The following is a 16,427-nucleotide window of genomic DNA, read 5'->3' on the forward strand; positions in this document are numbered from 1 at the left end:
TTAAGAGTGACGAAGTGGCTCTTGGCGGGTAAGTCTGTTGCATACTCGTTGTCGCAACGGCAGGCTCTTGCGTATGTAAAGGAAGCATTAACCCCTTCACTATTATGTCAGTCTTCATGGATCATAGAATTGGACTCGTTGTTGTGCCTGTTGTGATATCCTTCGCTCTTATTTTCCTGATTTTGTTTGTGGCTTTTTAATGACAGCAACTGAACCCTATTTTGTGCCAGCAGCGGAAGCCAGTTTTGAAGAAGAGATCAAAAAGAGTCGCTTCATCACTTACTTGGCCCATACGCCGAACGTTGAATCGGCAAAAGCATTTGTTCAGCACATCAAAAGTATACACAGTGATGCTCGTCATAATTGCTGGGCATTTGTTGCTGGTCGCCCTTCCGATTCAATGAAATGGGGTTTTAGTGACGATGGCGAACCGTCTGGCACGGCCGGTAAACCGATATTGGCGCAGTTAACGGGATCGGGTGTTGGTGAAATTACAGCTGTAGTCACTCGTTACTCGGGAGGGATCAAATTAGGTACCGGAGGCCTGGTTAAAGCATATGGCGGTGGTGTTCAGCAGGCGTTAACTGTGTTGCAAACCAAAGAAAAAGTAATAACTTCGGAACTTAACCTGCACTGTGAGTATAATCAGGTTTCACTAGTCGAGTCGTTGCTTGCCGAGTATGCAGGGATTCAGCTTCGTGCTGATTATGGGAACCAGGTTGAGATGACTGTGGAGATTGATAGCCGGTTTGTGGGGGAGTTTATCGCTAAGCTAACCAATCGCAGTGGTGGTCGTATCGTACCGGTATCCAGTTCCAATTAATCATACGAATAATCATAACTACAGGATGAGAGCCGGGCAAGGCTATGCAATTTCGTTCCATCATCAGAATTGTCGGGCTATTGCTCGCGCTATTTAGTGTCACTATGCTGGCACCTGCATTGATTGCGTTGATTTATCGCGATGGTGCGGGTTTTCCCTTTGTGGTCACCTTCTTTCTCCTTTTCGCTGGTGGCGCCATGCTATGGCTGCCAAACCGGCATTATCGCCGGGAGCTGAAAGCCAGAGACGGCTTTTTGATTGTTGTCCTGTTCTGGACCGTTATCGGTAGTGCTGGTGCGGTACCGTTTATTTTAGCCAAGACACCGGATTTATCTGTCACAGACTCTTTCTTTGAAGCCTTTTCCGCATTGACGACAACCGGGGCGACAGTAATTGTTGGGCTGGATGAGTTGCCAAAAGCGATACTTTTCTACCGCCAGTTACTGCAATGGTTTGGCGGCATGGGGATCATTGTATTAGCGGTTGCGATTCTTCCGGTCTTGGGGATTGGTGGTATGCAGCTATACCGGGCAGAGATCCCTGGGCCTGTTAAAGATAGTAAAATGACACCAAGAATAGCCGAAACAGCCAAAACCTTATGGTATATCTACCTGGCATTAACGATCGGTTGTGCGGTGGCATTTTGGATGGCAGGCATGACGGTATTTGATGCTATCTCCCACAGTTTTTCCACTGTGGCGATCGGCGGTTTTTCTACCCATGATGCCAGTATGGGTTATTTCAATAGCTCGACGATAAATATGATCACTGTGGTGTTCTTGTTGATCTCGGCCTGTAACTTTTCGCTTCACTTTGCAGCCTTTGCCAACGGCGGTATCCATTTACGTACCTATTGGCGAGATCCAGAATTCAGGGCGTTTCTGGCAACTCAGTTTATCCTGTTTCTGATTTGCTTTAGCCTGCTGTTCAAGCATCAGTCGTATGACTCGCTGCATGAGGCATTTGACCAGGCACTGTTTCAGACGGTATCCATCTCTACGACGGCTGGCTTTACCACAACGAGCTTCTCTGAATGGCCGCTGTTTTTGCCGGTGTTATTACTTTTTTCCTCATTCGTGGGTGGCTGCGCAGGTTCAACTGGTGGCGGGATAAAAGTTATTCGTATGTTGCTTCTGCTGCTTCAAGGGGTGCGTGAACTGAAACGATTGGTTCACCCAAGGGCGATTTATACCATTAAGGTGGGTAATAAAGCGCTGCCGCAGCGTGTTGTGGATGCGGTATGGGGCTTCTTTTCGGCTTATGCCCTTGTCTTTGTTATCTGTATGCTGGGGCTTATTGCCACCGGGTTAGATGAGTTAACCGCTTTTTCTGCTGTTGCAGCGACTTTAAATAACCTCGGGCCTGGCTTGGGCGAGGTAGCTGTACACTTTGGTGAGATTAATGACCCTGCGAAATGGGTATTAGTTATCTCAATGCTATTTGGTCGTCTGGAAGTGTTCACTTTATTAGTGTTGTTTACACCGACATTCTGGCGTAACTAAGGAGAGAGTGTGGAAAAGGTTTTACTTCTTCATTCAAGTAGTGATGGGCAGACAATAAAAATTCTGCAATATATAGAGGAACAGCTGGGTGATAACTGCCAGTGTGAGCTTAAAGATCTCAATCAGCTGCCTGAATTAGATTTTAGCTGTTACCAGCGGGTATTGATTGGTGCATCGATTCGTTATGGTCACCTCAATAAGAAGCTGTATGAGTTTATTAACCTTAACCAAAAAGCGCTAGAGCAACATAAGGTTGGTTTCTTCTGCGTTAACCTCACAGCTCGTAAAGAAGGTAAGAATACCCCTGAAACCAGTGCTTATATGAAGACGTTTCTTAAGAAGTCAGCTTGGCAGCCAAAATTACAAGCTGTATTCGCTGGGGCGTTACGTTACCCAAGGTATAGCTGGTTTGATCGAGTGATGATTCAGTTCATTATGCGTCTGACTGGAGGAGAGACTGATCCGACCAAAGAGGTAGAATATACCGATTGGGATAAGGTTTCTCAGTTTGCGCGTCAGTTTCAGCAGTTTTAAGTTTGATTTATCGCACTCTTGTCTGTTTTTTGCTCGCTTGGCGGCGTTTGATGGGAAATATTGAAAATACTCCTTGCGCAAGGGGATTAACGCCCTATAATGCCGCCTCACCGATACGGAGAGCGGCATCCACTAAGGGGTTAGCTACTAATCGGTAGGGCGATTAAGCCAAAGGGAATTAAGTTGATAAAAGTGTTTGACACGCCAGCTTAGTTCGTTAAAATGGCCGTCCACTTCAGTAAAGGCGTGAAGCGCTTGAAAGTGTAACTTTTAACTGAAGTTTGTTCTTTAACAATTTGACCATGCAATCTGTGTGGGCACTCGTGAAAAAGTTAAGTCAAAAGATTTATCAATGAGCTGAGTGACCAATACAAAATAACTAAGGTTATTTTGGCACAGTCAATTCATTACCATTCTCTTCTCTATATGAAAAGAATAATGGTAATAGCTTTAAAATTACTTTCTTGCTTCGGTAAGAAACAGTTTTGAAGTCAGTATTCATTGAGCCGTTCCGAAAGGAACAACAAAACTTTAATTGAAGAGTTTGATCATGGCTCAGATTGAACGCTGGCGGCAGGCCTAACACATGCAAGTCGAGCGGCAGCGACAACATTGACCCTTCGGGGGATTTGTTGGGCGGCGAGCGGCGGACGGGTGAGTAATGCCTGGGAATATGCCTTAGTGTGGGGGATAACTATTGGAAACGATAGCTAATACCGCATAATGCCTACGGGCCAAAGAGGGGGACCTTCGGGCCTCTCGCGCTAAGATTAGCCCAGGTGGGATTAGCTTGTTGGTGGGGTAACGGCTCACCAAGGCAACGATCCCTAGCTGGTCTGAGAGGATGATCAGCCACACTGGAACTGAGACACGGTCCAGACTCCTACGGGAGGCAGCAGTGGGGAATATTGCACAATGGGGGAAACCCTGATGCAGCCATGCCGCGTGTATGAAGAAGGCCTTCGGGTTGTAAAGTACTTTCAGTCGTGAGGAAGGGTGTGTAGTTAATAGCTGCATGCCTTGACGTTAGCGACAGAAGAAGCACCGGCTAACTCCGTGCCAGCAGCCGCGGTAATACGGAGGGTGCGAGCGTTAATCGGAATTACTGGGCGTAAAGCGCATGCAGGCGGTCTGTTAAGCAAGATGTGAAAGCCCGGGGCTCAACCTCGGAACAGCATTTTGAACTGGCAGACTAGAGTCTTGTAGAGGGGGGTAGAATTTCAGGTGTAGCGGTGAAATGCGTAGAGATCTGAAGGAATACCGGTGGCGAAGGCGGCCCCCTGGACAAAGACTGACGCTCAGATGCGAAAGCGTGGGGAGCAAACAGGATTAGATACCCTGGTAGTCCACGCCGTAAACGATGTCTACTTGGAGGTTGTGGCCTTGAGCCGTGGCTTTCGGAGCTAACGCGTTAAGTAGACCGCCTGGGGAGTACGGTCGCAAGATTAAAACTCAAATGAATTGACGGGGGCCCGCACAAGCGGTGGAGCATGTGGTTTAATTCGATGCAACGCGAAGAACCTTACCTACTCTTGACATCCAGAGAAGTTACCAGAGATGGTTTCGTGCCTTCGGGAACTCTGAGACAGGTGCTGCATGGCTGTCGTCAGCTCGTGTTGTGAAATGTTGGGTTAAGTCCCGCAACGAGCGCAACCCCTATCCTTGTTTGCCAGCGCGTAATGGCGGGAACTCCAGGGAGACTGCCGGTGATAAACCGGAGGAAGGTGGGGACGACGTCAAGTCATCATGGCCCTTACGAGTAGGGCTACACACGTGCTACAATGGCGTATACAGAGGGCTGCCAACCAGCGATGGTGAGCGAATCCCACAAAGTACGTCGTAGTCCGGATTGGAGTCTGCAACTCGACTCCATGAAGTCGGAATCGCTAGTAATCGTAGATCAGAATGCTACGGTGAATACGTTCCCGGGCCTTGTACACACCGCCCGTCACACCATGGGAGTGGGCTGCACCAGAAGTAGATAGCTTAACCTTCGGGAGGGCGTTTACCACGGTGTGGTTCATGACTGGGGTGAAGTCGTAACAAGGTAGCCCTAGGGGAACCTGGGGCTGGATCACCTCCTTACCTAAAGACTTGCTGTTTTATGCAGTGTCCACACAGATTGCTTGGTCGAAATGTAAAAGAGCGCTAGCGTTGCCCAACAACGTTAGCAAGAAACACTTAGTCCCGTTCGTCTAGAGGCCTAGGACACCGCCCTTTCACGGCGGTAACAGGGGTTCGACTCCCCTACGGGACGCCAAGGGTCGTTAGCTCAGTTGGTAGAGCAGTTGACTTTTAATCAATTGGTCGCAGGTTCGAATCCTGCACGACCCACCATTCTTTCTCACGAAGGAATTAAAACTATCGTGGGCGATTAGCTCAGTTGGGAGAGCACCTCCCTTACAAGGAGGGGGTCACTGGTTCGAGCCCGGTATCGCCCACCACTCTTTAAGCACATTTTTTGAAAAAGAAGTGAGTGTATTTAAAAAGTGGATATCGAAACCTATTTGTTTAGGTAGAGAAGTACACATGCTCTTTAACAATCTGGAAAGCTGACTAGTAAATTCAATTTTTACAATTGAATTAAAATGTTTCATCGAGAGATGAAACGAGTTCTCAAGCAAACACATTCAAGTGTCTTGTGTAGAGTCCGGCGAAAAACCATTATCTCCTTATCAGAGATAGAAACCTTGGTTGTTTGAACATACGCTTTTGTCTTCACTTTTTTGAAAAGTGAAAATAAAAAACTCCTTGGGGTTGTATGGTTAAGTGACTAAGCGTACACGGTGGATGCCTTGGCAGTCAGAGGCGATGAAGGACGTATTAACTTGCGATAAGCCCAGTTTAGGCAGTAAAAGCCACCTGAGACTGGGATTTCCGAATGGGGAAACCCACTGGCATAAGCCAGTATCGCTACGTGAATACATAGCGTAGCGAGGCGAACCGGGGGAACTGAAACATCTAAGTACCCCGAGGAACAGAAATCAACCGAGATTCCGGCAGTAGCGGCGAGCGAAACCGGATTAGCCCTTAAGCTAGTTGAGCGTTAGGCGAATGTGCTGGAAAGCACAGCAGTAAAGGGTGATAGCCCCGTAGCCGACAGCGCGCTCTTAGTGAAATCGAGTAGGACGGGACACGTGATATCCTGTCTGAACATGGGGGGACCATCCTCCAAGGCTAAATACTCCTGACTGACCGATAGTGAACCAGTACCGTGAGGGAAAGGCGAAAAGAACCCCTGTGAGGGGAGTGAAATAGAACCTGAAACCGTGTACGTACAAGCAGTAGGAGCACCTTCGTGGTGTGACTGCGTACCTTTTGTATAATGGGTCAGCGACTTAATTTTAGTAGCAAGGTTAACCGTATAGGGGAGCCGTAGGGAAACCGAGTCTTAACTGGGCGCATAAGTTGCTAGGATTAGACCCGAAACCAGGTGATCTAGCCATGGGCAGGTTGAAGGTGAGGTAACACTTACTGGAGGACCGAACCGACTAATGTTGAAAAATTAGCGGATGACTTGTGGCTAGGGGTGAAAGGCCAATCAAACCTGGAGATAGCTGGTTCTCCCCGAAAGCTATTTAGGTAGCGCCTCGGACGAATACTACTGGGGGTAGAGCACTGTTAAGGCTAGGGGGTCATCCCGACTTACCAACCCTTTGCAAACTCCGAATACCAGTAAGTACTATCCGGGAGACACACGGCGGGTGCTAACGTCCGTCGTGGAGAGGGAAACAACCCAGACCGCCAGCTAAGGTCCCAAAGTTATAGCTAAGTGGGAAACGATGTGGGAAGGCTCAGACAGCCAGGATGTTGGCTTAGAAGCAGCCATCATTTAAAGAAAGCGTAATAGCTCACTGGTCGAGTCGGCCTGCGCGGAAGATTTAACGGGGCTAAGCTATACACCGAAGCTGCGGCAATGCAGTTTACTGCATTGGGTAGGGGAGCGTTCTGTAAGCCGTTGAAGGTGAATCGTAAGGTTTGCTGGAGGTATCAGAAGTGCGAATGCTGACATGAGTAACGATAAAGGGAGTGAAAAACTCCCTCGCCGGAAGATCAAGGGTTCCTGTCCAACGTTAATCGGGGCAGGGTAAGTCGACCCCTAAGGCGAGGCCGAAAGGCGTAGTCGATGGGAAACAGGTTAATATTCCTGTACTGCTTATAACTGCGATGGGGGGACGGAGAAGGCTAGGTGGGCCAGGCGACGGTTGTCCTGGTTCAAGGGTGTAGGCTGATGGTTTAGGTAAATCCGGACCATCTTAAGGCTGAGACCCGATGTCGAGCCGCTACGGCGGTGAAGTCATTGATGCCATGCTTCCGGGAAAAGCCTCTAAGCGATAGGTTGTAAGCAATCGTACCCCAAACCGACACAGGTGATCAGGTAGAGAATACCAAGGCGCTTGAGAGAACTCGGGTGAAGGAACTAGGCAAAATGGTACCGTAACTTCGGGAGAAGGTACGCTCCTGGCGGTGAAGTCCCTTGCGGATGGAGCTACTGGGAGTCGCAGATACCAGGTGGCTGCAACTGTTTATTAAAAACACAGCACTGTGCAAAATCGAAAGATGACGTATACGGTGTGACGCCTGCCCGGTGCCGGAAGGTTAATTGATGGGGTTAGACTTCGGTCGAAGCTCTTGATCGAAGCCCCGGTAAACGGCGGCCGTAACTATAACGGTCCTAAGGTAGCGAAATTCCTTGTCGGGTAAGTTCCGACCTGCACGAATGGCGTAATGATGGCCACGCTGTCTCCACCCGAGACTCAGTGAAATTGAAATCGCAGTGAAGATGCTGTGTACCCGCGGCTAGACGGAAAGACCCCGTGAACCTTTACTACAGCTTGGCACTGAACATTGACCCTACATGTGTAGGATAGGTGGGAGGCTTTGAAACCATGTCGCTAGATATGGTGGAGCCGTCCTTGAAATACCACCCTTGTAGTGTTGATGTTCTAACGTCGCCCCCTTATCGGGGGTGCGGACAGTGCCTGGTGGGTAGTTTGACTGGGGCGGTCTCCTCCCAAAGAGTAACGGAGGAGCACGAAGGTGGGCTAATCACGGTCGGACATCGTGAGGTTAGTGCAATGGCATAAGCCCGCTTGACTGCGAGAATGACAATTCGAGCAGGTGCGAAAGCAGGTCATAGTGATCCGGTGGTTCTGAATGGAAGGGCCATCGCTCAACGGATAAAAGGTACTCCGGGGATAACAGGCTGATACCGCCCAAGAGTTCATATCGACGGCGGTGTTTGGCACCTCGATGTCGGCTCATCACATCCTGGGGCTGAAGTCGGTCCCAAGGGTATGGCTGTTCGCCATTTAAAGTGGTACGCGAGCTGGGTTTAGAACGTCGTGAGACAGTTCGGTCCCTATCTGCCGTGGGCGTTGGATGATTGAAGGGGGCTGCTCCTAGTACGAGAGGACCGGAGTGGACGAACCTCTGGTGTTCGGGTTGTCACGCCAGTGGCATTGCCCGGTAGCTAAGTTCGGAATCGATAAGCGCTGAAAGCATCTAAGCGCGAAGCGAGCCCTGAGATGAGTCATCCCTGATACTTTAAGTATCCTAAAGGGTTGTTGGAGACTACGACGTAGATAGGCAGGGTGTGTAAGTGCTGCGAGGCATTGAGCTAACCTGTACTAATTGCCCGTGAGGCTTAACCATACAACACCCAAGGGGTTTTTGGACTCCACGAAGCACTTGAATGGTGCTGAGAACAACTAGTTAACTTTCCCAGATTGCTATTTATCGCCTTTGGGCGGTGAATAAAACAGAATTTGCTTGGCGACCATAGCATTATGGACCCACCTGATCCCATGCCGAACTCAGTAGTGAAACGTAATAGCGCCGATGGTAGTGTGGGGTCTCCCCATGTGAGAGTAGGACATCGCCAGGCTCCAAATTTTGATTTCACTTTTTTAAAAGTGAATGACAGAAAACGAGAGCCCGTTGGCAACAACGGGCTTTTATTTCGCTCTTACCGAACCCGGTGTGAGCGGAGTCAATATAAGGTTTTTGCTCTTTAATCGAATGATTAAAAAGATGAAAATTTTATCTTGACTTAAAAACAGAGAAGCGTATTATACGCGTCCTGACTTGCTGAAGCGCAACGCGCCAAGGCATTGAAAGTCAACGTTCTTTAACAATTTGACCATGCAATCTGTGTGGGCACTCGTGAAAAAGTTAAGTCGAAAGATTTATCAATGAACTGAGTGACCAATACAAATACTTTTTCTCTTTATAAGAGAGGGGTTATTTGGCACAGTCAATTCGAGCTTCTAGGAACTAGCTTCTAGTCACTAGGAACTCAATCAGTATTCATTGAGCCGTTCCGAAAGGAACAACAAAACTTTAATTGAAGAGTTTGATCATGGCTCAGATTGAACGCTGGCGGCAGGCCTAACACATGCAAGTCGAGCGGCAGCGACTTAGCTGAACCTTCGGGGGACGCTAAGGGCGGCGAGCGGCGGACGGGTGAGTAATGCCTGGGAATATGCCTTAGTGTGGGGGATAACTATTGGAAACGATAGCTAATACCGCATAATGCCTACGGGCCAAAGAGGGGGACCTTCGGGCCTCTCGCGCTAAGATTAGCCCAGGTGGGATTAGCTTGTTGGTGGGGTAACGGCTCACCAAGGCAACGATCCCTAGCTGGTCTGAGAGGATGATCAGCCACACTGGAACTGAGACACGGTCCAGACTCCTACGGGAGGCAGCAGTGGGGAATATTGCACAATGGGGGAAACCCTGATGCAGCCATGCCGCGTGTATGAAGAAGGCCTTCGGGTTGTAAAGTACTTTCAGTCGTGAGGAAGGGTGTGTAGTTAATAGCTGCATGCCTTGACGTTAGCGACAGAAGAAGCACCGGCTAACTCCGTGCCAGCAGCCGCGGTAATACGGAGGGTGCGAGCGTTAATCGGAATTACTGGGCGTAAAGCGCATGCAGGCGGTCTGTTAAGCAAGATGTGAAAGCCCGGGGCTCAACCTCGGAACAGCATTTTGAACTGGCAGACTAGAGTCTTGTAGAGGGGGGTAGAATTTCAGGTGTAGCGGTGAAATGCGTAGAGATCTGAAGGAATACCGGTGGCGAAGGCGGCCCCCTGGACAAAGACTGACGCTCAGATGCGAAAGCGTGGGGAGCAAACAGGATTAGATACCCTGGTAGTCCACGCCGTAAACGATGTCTACTTGGAGGTTGTGGCCTTGAGCCGTGGCTTTCGGAGCTAACGCGTTAAGTAGACCGCCTGGGGAGTACGGTCGCAAGATTAAAACTCAAATGAATTGACGGGGGCCCGCACAAGCGGTGGAGCATGTGGTTTAATTCGATGCAACGCGAAGAACCTTACCTACTCTTGACATCCAGAGAAGTTACCAGAGATGGTTTCGTGCCTTCGGGAACTCTGAGACAGGTGCTGCATGGCTGTCGTCAGCTCGTGTTGTGAAATGTTGGGTTAAGTCCCGCAACGAGCGCAACCCCTATCCTTGTTTGCCAGCGCGTAATGGCGGGAACTCCAGGGAGACTGCCGGTGATAAACCGGAGGAAGGTGGGGACGACGTCAAGTCATCATGGCCCTTACGAGTAGGGCTACACACGTGCTACAATGGCGTATACAGAGGGCTGCCAACCAGCGATGGTGAGCGAATCCCACAAAGTACGTCGTAGTCCGGATTGGAGTCTGCAACTCGACTCCATGAAGTCGGAATCGCTAGTAATCGTAGATCAGAATGCTACGGTGAATACGTTCCCGGGCCTTGTACACACCGCCCGTCACACCATGGGAGTGGGCTGCACCAGAAGTAGATAGCTTAACCTTCGGGAGGGCGTTTACCACGGTGTGGTTCATGACTGGGGTGAAGTCGTAACAAGGTAGCCCTAGGGGAACCTGGGGCTGGATCACCTCCTTACCTAAAGACTTGCTGTTTTATGCAGTGTCCACACAGATTGCCTGGTTAAAATGTAAAAGAACGTGAAAAGACTTGGGTCTGTAGCTCAGGTGGTTAGAGCGCACCCCTGATAAGGGTGAGGTCGGTGGTTCAAGTCCACTCAGACCCACCACTTTCTTCCCAAAGAAAGTGTGTGACAGTCTTTTTAATACGTTGGGGCTATAGCTCAGCTGGGAGAGCGCCTGCCTTGCACGCAGGAGGTCTGCGGTTCGATCCCGCATAGCTCCACCACTCTTTAAACGTACTTCTCTTGAAAGACAGAGATATATAGTACTTTTAAAAAGTGGACACCTTTTCGAAGGTCAACACATGTTCTTTAACAATCTGGAAAGCTGACTAGTAAATTCAATTTTTACAATTGAATTAAAATGTTCTTCTTTATGAAGAACGAGTTCTCAAGCAAACACATTCAAGTGTCTTGTGTAGAGTCCGGCGAAAAACCAATTCTCTCCTTATCAGAGAGATAAACCTTGGTTGTTTGAACATACGCTTTTGTCTTCACTTTTTTGAAAAGTGAAAATAAAAAACTCCTTGGGGTTGTATGGTTAAGTGACTAAGCGTACACGGTGGATGCCTTGGCAGTCAGAGGCGATGAAGGACGTATTAACTTGCGATAAGCCCAGTTTAGGCAGTAAAAGCCACCTGAGACTGGGATTTCCGAATGGGGAAACCCACTGGCATAAGCCAGTATCGCTACGTGAATACATAGCGTAGCGAGGCGAACCGGGGGAACTGAAACATCTAAGTACCCCGAGGAACAGAAATCAACCGAGATTCCGGCAGTAGCGGCGAGCGAAACCGGATTAGCCCTTAAGCTAGTTGAGCGTTAGGCGAATGTGCTGGAAAGCACAGCAGTAAAGGGTGATAGCCCCGTAGCCGACAGCGCGCTCTTAGTGAAATCGAGTAGGACGGGACACGTGATATCCTGTCTGAACATGGGGGGACCATCCTCCAAGGCTAAATACTCCTGACTGACCGATAGTGAACCAGTACCGTGAGGGAAAGGCGAAAAGAACCCCTGTGAGGGGAGTGAAATAGAACCTGAAACCGTGTACGTACAAGCAGTAGGAGCACCTTCGTGGTGTGACTGCGTACCTTTTGTATAATGGGTCAGCGACTTAATTTTAGTAGCAAGGTTAACCGTATAGGGGAGCCGTAGGGAAACCGAGTCTTAACTGGGCGTACAGTTGCTAGGATTAGACCCGAAACCAGGTGATCTAGCCATGGGCAGGTTGAAGGTGAGGTAACACTTACTGGAGGACCGAACCGACTAATGTTGAAAAATTAGCGGATGACTTGTGGCTAGGGGTGAAAGGCCAATCAAACCTGGAGATAGCTGGTTCTCCCCGAAAGCTATTTAGGTAGCGCCTCGGACGAATACTACTGGGGGTAGAGCACTGTTAAGGCTAGGGGGTCATCCCGACTTACCAACCCTTTGCAAACTCCGAATACCAGTAAGTACTATCCGGGAGACACACGGCGGGTGCTAACGTCCGTCGTGGAGAGGGAAACAACCCAGACCGCCAGCTAAGGTCCCAAAGTTATAGCTAAGTGGGAAACGATGTGGGAAGGCTCAGACAGCCAGGATGTTGGCTTAGAAGCAGCCATCATTTAAAGAAAGCGTAATAGCTCACTGGTCGAGTCGGCCTGCGCGGAAGATTTAACGGGGCTAAGCTATACACCGAAGCTGCGGCAATGCAGTTTACTGCATTGGGTAGGGGAGCGTTCTGTAAGCCGTTGAAGGTGAATCGTAAGGTTTGCTGGAGGTATCAGAAGTGCGAATGCTGACATGAGTAACGATAAAGGGAGTGAAAAACTCCCTCGCCGGAAGATCAAGGGTTCCTGTCCAACGTTAATCGGGGCAGGGTAAGTCGACCCCTAAGGCGAGGCCGAAAGGCGTAGTCGATGGGAAACAGGTTAATATTCCTGTACTGCTTATAACTGCGATGGGGGGACGGAGAAGGCTAGGTGGGCCAGGCGACGGTTGTCCTGGTTCAAGGGTGTAGGCTGATGGTTTAGGTAAATCCGGACCATCTTAAGGCTGAGACCCGATGTCGAGTCACTACGGTGATGAAGTCATTGATGCCATGCTTCCGGGAAAAGCCTCTAAGCGATAGGTTGTAAGCAATCGTACCCCAAACCGACACAGGTGATCAGGTAGAGAATACCAAGGCGCTTGAGAGAACTCGGGTGAAGGAACTAGGCAAAATGGTACCGTAACTTCGGGAGAAGGTACGCTCCTGGCGGTGAAGTCCCTTGCGGATGGAGCTACTGGGAGTCGCAGATACCAGGTGGCTGCAACTGTTTATTAAAAACACAGCACTGTGCAAAATCGAAAGATGACGTATACGGTGTGACGCCTGCCCGGTGCCGGAAGGTTAATTGATGGGGTTAGACTTCGGTCGAAGCTCTTGATCGAAGCCCCGGTAAACGGCGGCCGTAACTATAACGGTCCTAAGGTAGCGAAATTCCTTGTCGGGTAAGTTCCGACCTGCACGAATGGCGTAATGATGGCCACGCTGTCTCCACCCGAGACTCAGTGAAATTGAAATCGCAGTGAAGATGCTGTGTACCCGCGGCTAGACGGAAAGACCCCGTGAACCTTTACTACAGCTTGGCACTGAACATTGACCCTACATGTGTAGGATAGGTGGGAGGCTTTGAAACCATGTCGCTAGATATGGTGGAGCCGTCCTTGAAATACCACCCTTGTAGTGTTGATGTTCTAACGTCGCCCCCTTATCGGGGGTGCGGACAGTGCCTGGTGGGTAGTTTGACTGGGGCGGTCTCCTCCCAAAGAGTAACGGAGGAGCACGAAGGTGGGCTAATCACGGTCGGACATCGTGAGGTTAGTGCAATGGCATAAGCCCGCTTGACTGCGAGAATGACAATTCGAGCAGGTGCGAAAGCAGGTCATAGTGATCCGGTGGTTCTGAATGGAAGGGCCATCGCTCAACGGATAAAAGGTACTCCGGGGATAACAGGCTGATACCGCCCAAGAGTTCATATCGACGGCGGTGTTTGGCACCTCGATGTCGGCTCATCACATCCTGGGGCTGAAGTCGGTCCCAAGGGTATGGCTGTTCGCCATTTAAAGTGGTACGCGAGCTGGGTTTAGAACGTCGTGAGACAGTTCGGTCCCTATCTGCCGTGGGCGTTGGATGATTGAAGGGGGCTGCTCCTAGTACGAGAGGACCGGAGTGGACGAACCTCTGGTGTTCGGGTTGTCACGCCAGTGGCATTGCCCGGTAGCTAAGTTCGGAATCGATAAGCGCTGAAAGCATCTAAGCGCGAAGCGAGCCCTGAGATGAGTCATCCCTGATACTTTAAGTATCCTAAAGGGTTGTTGGAGACTACGACGTAGATAGGCAGGGTGTGTAAGTGCTGCGAGGCATTGAGCTAACCTGTACTAATTGCCCGTGAGGCTTAACCATACAACACCCAAGGGGTTTTTCACTGAAATCGTTCCCGGAATGCCGGACCAAGACGATTATCAGTATTGCCTACATCCATGTAGGTATGGACTCCACGAAGCACTTGAATGGTGCTGAGAACAACTAGTTAACTTTCCCAGATTGCTATTTATCGCCTTTGGGCGGTGAATAAAACAGAATTTGCTTGGCGACCATAGCATTATGGACCCACCTGATCCCATGCCGAACTCAGTAGTGAAACGTAATAGCGCCGATGGTAGTGTGGGGTCTCCCCATGTGAGAGTAGGACATCGCCAGGCTTTAATTTTGACTGACCTCGTCAGAGGTGAGTCACCATAAGATTTTAAGTGAAAACTTAGAATATTATGTTGACTTTCAAAGTGGAAAGCGTATTATACGCCTCCTGCTTCAGCGTTAAACGCTTGAAAGCAAAGCTCTTTAACAATTTGACCATGCAATCTGTGTGGGCACTCGTGAAAAAGTTAAGTCGAAAGATTTATCAATGAACTGAGTGACCAAAACGATAGAAATATCGGCACAGTCAATTCGAGCTTCTAGGAACTAGCTTCTAGTCACTAGGAACTCAATCAGTATTCATTGAGCCGTTTCGAAAGAAACAACAAAACTTTAATTGAAGAGTTTGATCATGGCTCAGATTGAACGCTGGCGGCAGGCCTAACACATGCAAGTCGAGCGGCAGCGACAACATTGACCCTTCGGGGGATTTGTTGGGCGGCGAGCGGCGGACGGGTGAGTAATGCCTGGGAATATGCCTTAGTGTGGGGGATAACTATTGGAAACGATAGCTAATACCGCATAATGCCTACGGGCCAAAGAGGGGGACCTTCGGGCCTCTCGCGCTAAGATTAGCCCAGGTGGGATTAGCTTGTTGGTGGGGTAACGGCTCACCAAGGCAACGATCCCTAGCTGGTCTGAGAGGATGATCAGCCACACTGGAACTGAGACACGGTCCAGACTCCTACGGGAGGCAGCAGTGGGGAATATTGCACAATGGGGGAAACCCTGATGCAGCCATGCCGCGTGTATGAAGAAGGCCTTCGGGTTGTAAAGTACTTTCAGTCGTGAGGAAGGGTGTGTAGTTAATAGCTGCATGCCTTGACGTTAGCGACAGAAGAAGCACCGGCTAACTCCGTGCCAGCAGCCGCGGTAATACGGAGGGTGCGAGCGTTAATCGGAATTACTGGGCGTAAAGCGCATGCAGGCGGTCTGTTAAGCAAGATGTGAAAGCCCGGGGCTCAACCTCGGAACAGCATTTTGAACTGGCAGACTAGAGTCTTGTAGAGGGGGGTAGAATTTCAGGTGTAGCGGTGAAATGCGTAGAGATCTGAAGGAATACCGGTGGCGAAGGCGGCCCCCTGGACAAAGACTGACGCTCAGATGCGAAAGCGTGGGGAGCAAACAGGATTAGATACCCTGGTAGTCCACGCCGTAAACGATGTCTACTTGGAGGTTGTGGCCTTGAGCCGTGGCTTTCGGAGCTAACGCGTTAAGTAGACCGCCTGGGGAGTACGGTCGCAAGATTAAAACTCAAATGAATTGACGGGGGCCCGCACAAGCGGTGGAGCATGTGGTTTAATTCGATGCAACGCGAAGAACCTTACCTACTCTTGACATCCAGAGAAGTTACCAGAGATGGTTTCGTGCCTTCGGGAACTCTGAGACAGGTGCTGCATGGCTGTCGTCAGCTCGTGTTGTGAAATGTTGGGTTAAGTCCCGCAACGAGCGCAACCCCTATCCTTGTTTGCCAGCGCGTAATGGCGGGAACTCCAGGGAGACTGCCGGTGATAAACCGGAGGAAGGTGGGGACGACGTCAAGTCATCATGGCCCTTACGAGTAGGGCTACACACGTGCTACAATGGCGTATACAGAGGGCTGCCAACCAGCGATGGTGAGCGAATCCCACAAAGTACGTCGTAGTCCGGATTGGAGTCTGCAACTCGACTCCATGAAGTCGGAATCGCTAGTAATCGTAGATCAGAATGCTACGGTGAATACGTTCCCGGGCCTTGTACACACCGCCCGTCACACCATGGGAGTGGGCTGCACCAGAAGTAGATAGCTTAACCTTCGGGAGGGCGTTTACCACGGTGTGGTTCATGACTGGGGTGAAGTCGTAACAAGGTAGCCCTAGGGGAACCTGGGGCTGGATCACCTCCTTACCTAAAGACTTGCTGTTT

The 16,427-nt window shown here is 49.9% G+C and carries 3 protein-coding genes, 5 tRNA genes and 7 rRNA genes; all 15 read left to right on the forward strand.

The features are described from left to right. Positions 1-199 precede the first annotated feature (199 nt). The 15 genes from AC51G0_RS00095 to AC51G0_RS00165 all read left to right on the forward strand — a co-directional run bounded on the left by AC51G0_RS00095 (position 200) and on the right by AC51G0_RS00165 (position 16,409). On the forward strand, positions 200-823 hold the full coding sequence (locus AC51G0_RS00095; RefSeq protein WP_496300173.1) for a YigZ family protein: 624 nt from the start codon (positions 200-202) through the stop codon (positions 821-823). A gap of 44 nt (positions 824-867) precedes the next feature. Further along, a complete protein-coding gene (locus tag AC51G0_RS00100) occupies positions 868-2,325 on the forward strand; it encodes a TrkH family potassium uptake protein (RefSeq protein ID WP_496300174.1) in 1,458 nt (485 codons plus the stop codon). Positions 2,326-2,334: 9 nt separating this feature from the next. Beyond that, a complete protein-coding gene (gene hemG, locus AC51G0_RS00105; protein ID WP_496300175.1) occupies positions 2,335-2,859 on the forward strand; it encodes a menaquinone-dependent protoporphyrinogen IX dehydrogenase in 525 nt (174 codons plus the stop codon). Between the two features lie 532 nt (positions 2,860-3,391). Continuing rightward, positions 3,392-4,944, forward strand: a 16S ribosomal RNA gene (locus AC51G0_RS00110). Between the two features lie 99 nt (positions 4,945-5,043). Further along, positions 5,044-5,119 (forward strand) — tRNA-Glu (locus AC51G0_RS00115). Between the two features lies 1 nt (position 5,120). Further along, a tRNA-Lys gene (locus tag AC51G0_RS00120) sits at positions 5,121-5,196 on the forward strand. Between the two features lie 31 nt (positions 5,197-5,227). Beyond that, positions 5,228-5,303, forward strand: a tRNA-Val gene (locus AC51G0_RS00125). A 319-nt stretch (positions 5,304-5,622) separates the two neighbouring features. Continuing rightward, a 23S ribosomal RNA gene (locus AC51G0_RS00130) occupies positions 5,623-8,514 on the forward strand. Between the two features lie 116 nt (positions 8,515-8,630). Beyond that, a 5S ribosomal RNA gene (gene rrf, locus AC51G0_RS00135) occupies positions 8,631-8,746 on the forward strand. Between the two features lie 456 nt (positions 8,747-9,202). Continuing rightward, a 16S ribosomal RNA gene (locus tag AC51G0_RS00140) occupies positions 9,203-10,755 on the forward strand. A gap of 74 nt (positions 10,756-10,829) precedes the next feature. Continuing rightward, a tRNA-Ile gene (locus AC51G0_RS00145) sits at positions 10,830-10,906 on the forward strand. Positions 10,907-10,949: 43 nt separating this feature from the next. Continuing rightward, positions 10,950-11,025 (forward strand) — tRNA-Ala (locus tag AC51G0_RS00150). Positions 11,026-11,337: 312 nt separating this feature from the next. Beyond that, positions 11,338-14,228: ribosomal RNA gene (locus tag AC51G0_RS00155) — 23S ribosomal RNA — on the forward strand. A 183-nt stretch (positions 14,229-14,411) separates the two neighbouring features. Further along, positions 14,412-14,527: ribosomal RNA gene (gene rrf / locus AC51G0_RS00160) — 5S ribosomal RNA — on the forward strand. A gap of 329 nt (positions 14,528-14,856) precedes the next feature. Beyond that, positions 14,857-16,409: ribosomal RNA gene (locus tag AC51G0_RS00165) — 16S ribosomal RNA — on the forward strand. Together the 16S, 23S and 5S rRNA genes with 5 tRNA genes alongside form the textbook arrangement of a ribosomal RNA operon. The last annotated feature ends 18 nt before the right edge of the window (positions 16,410-16,427 follow it).

This window comes from Photobacterium sp. HL06, from assembly GCF_059552575.1.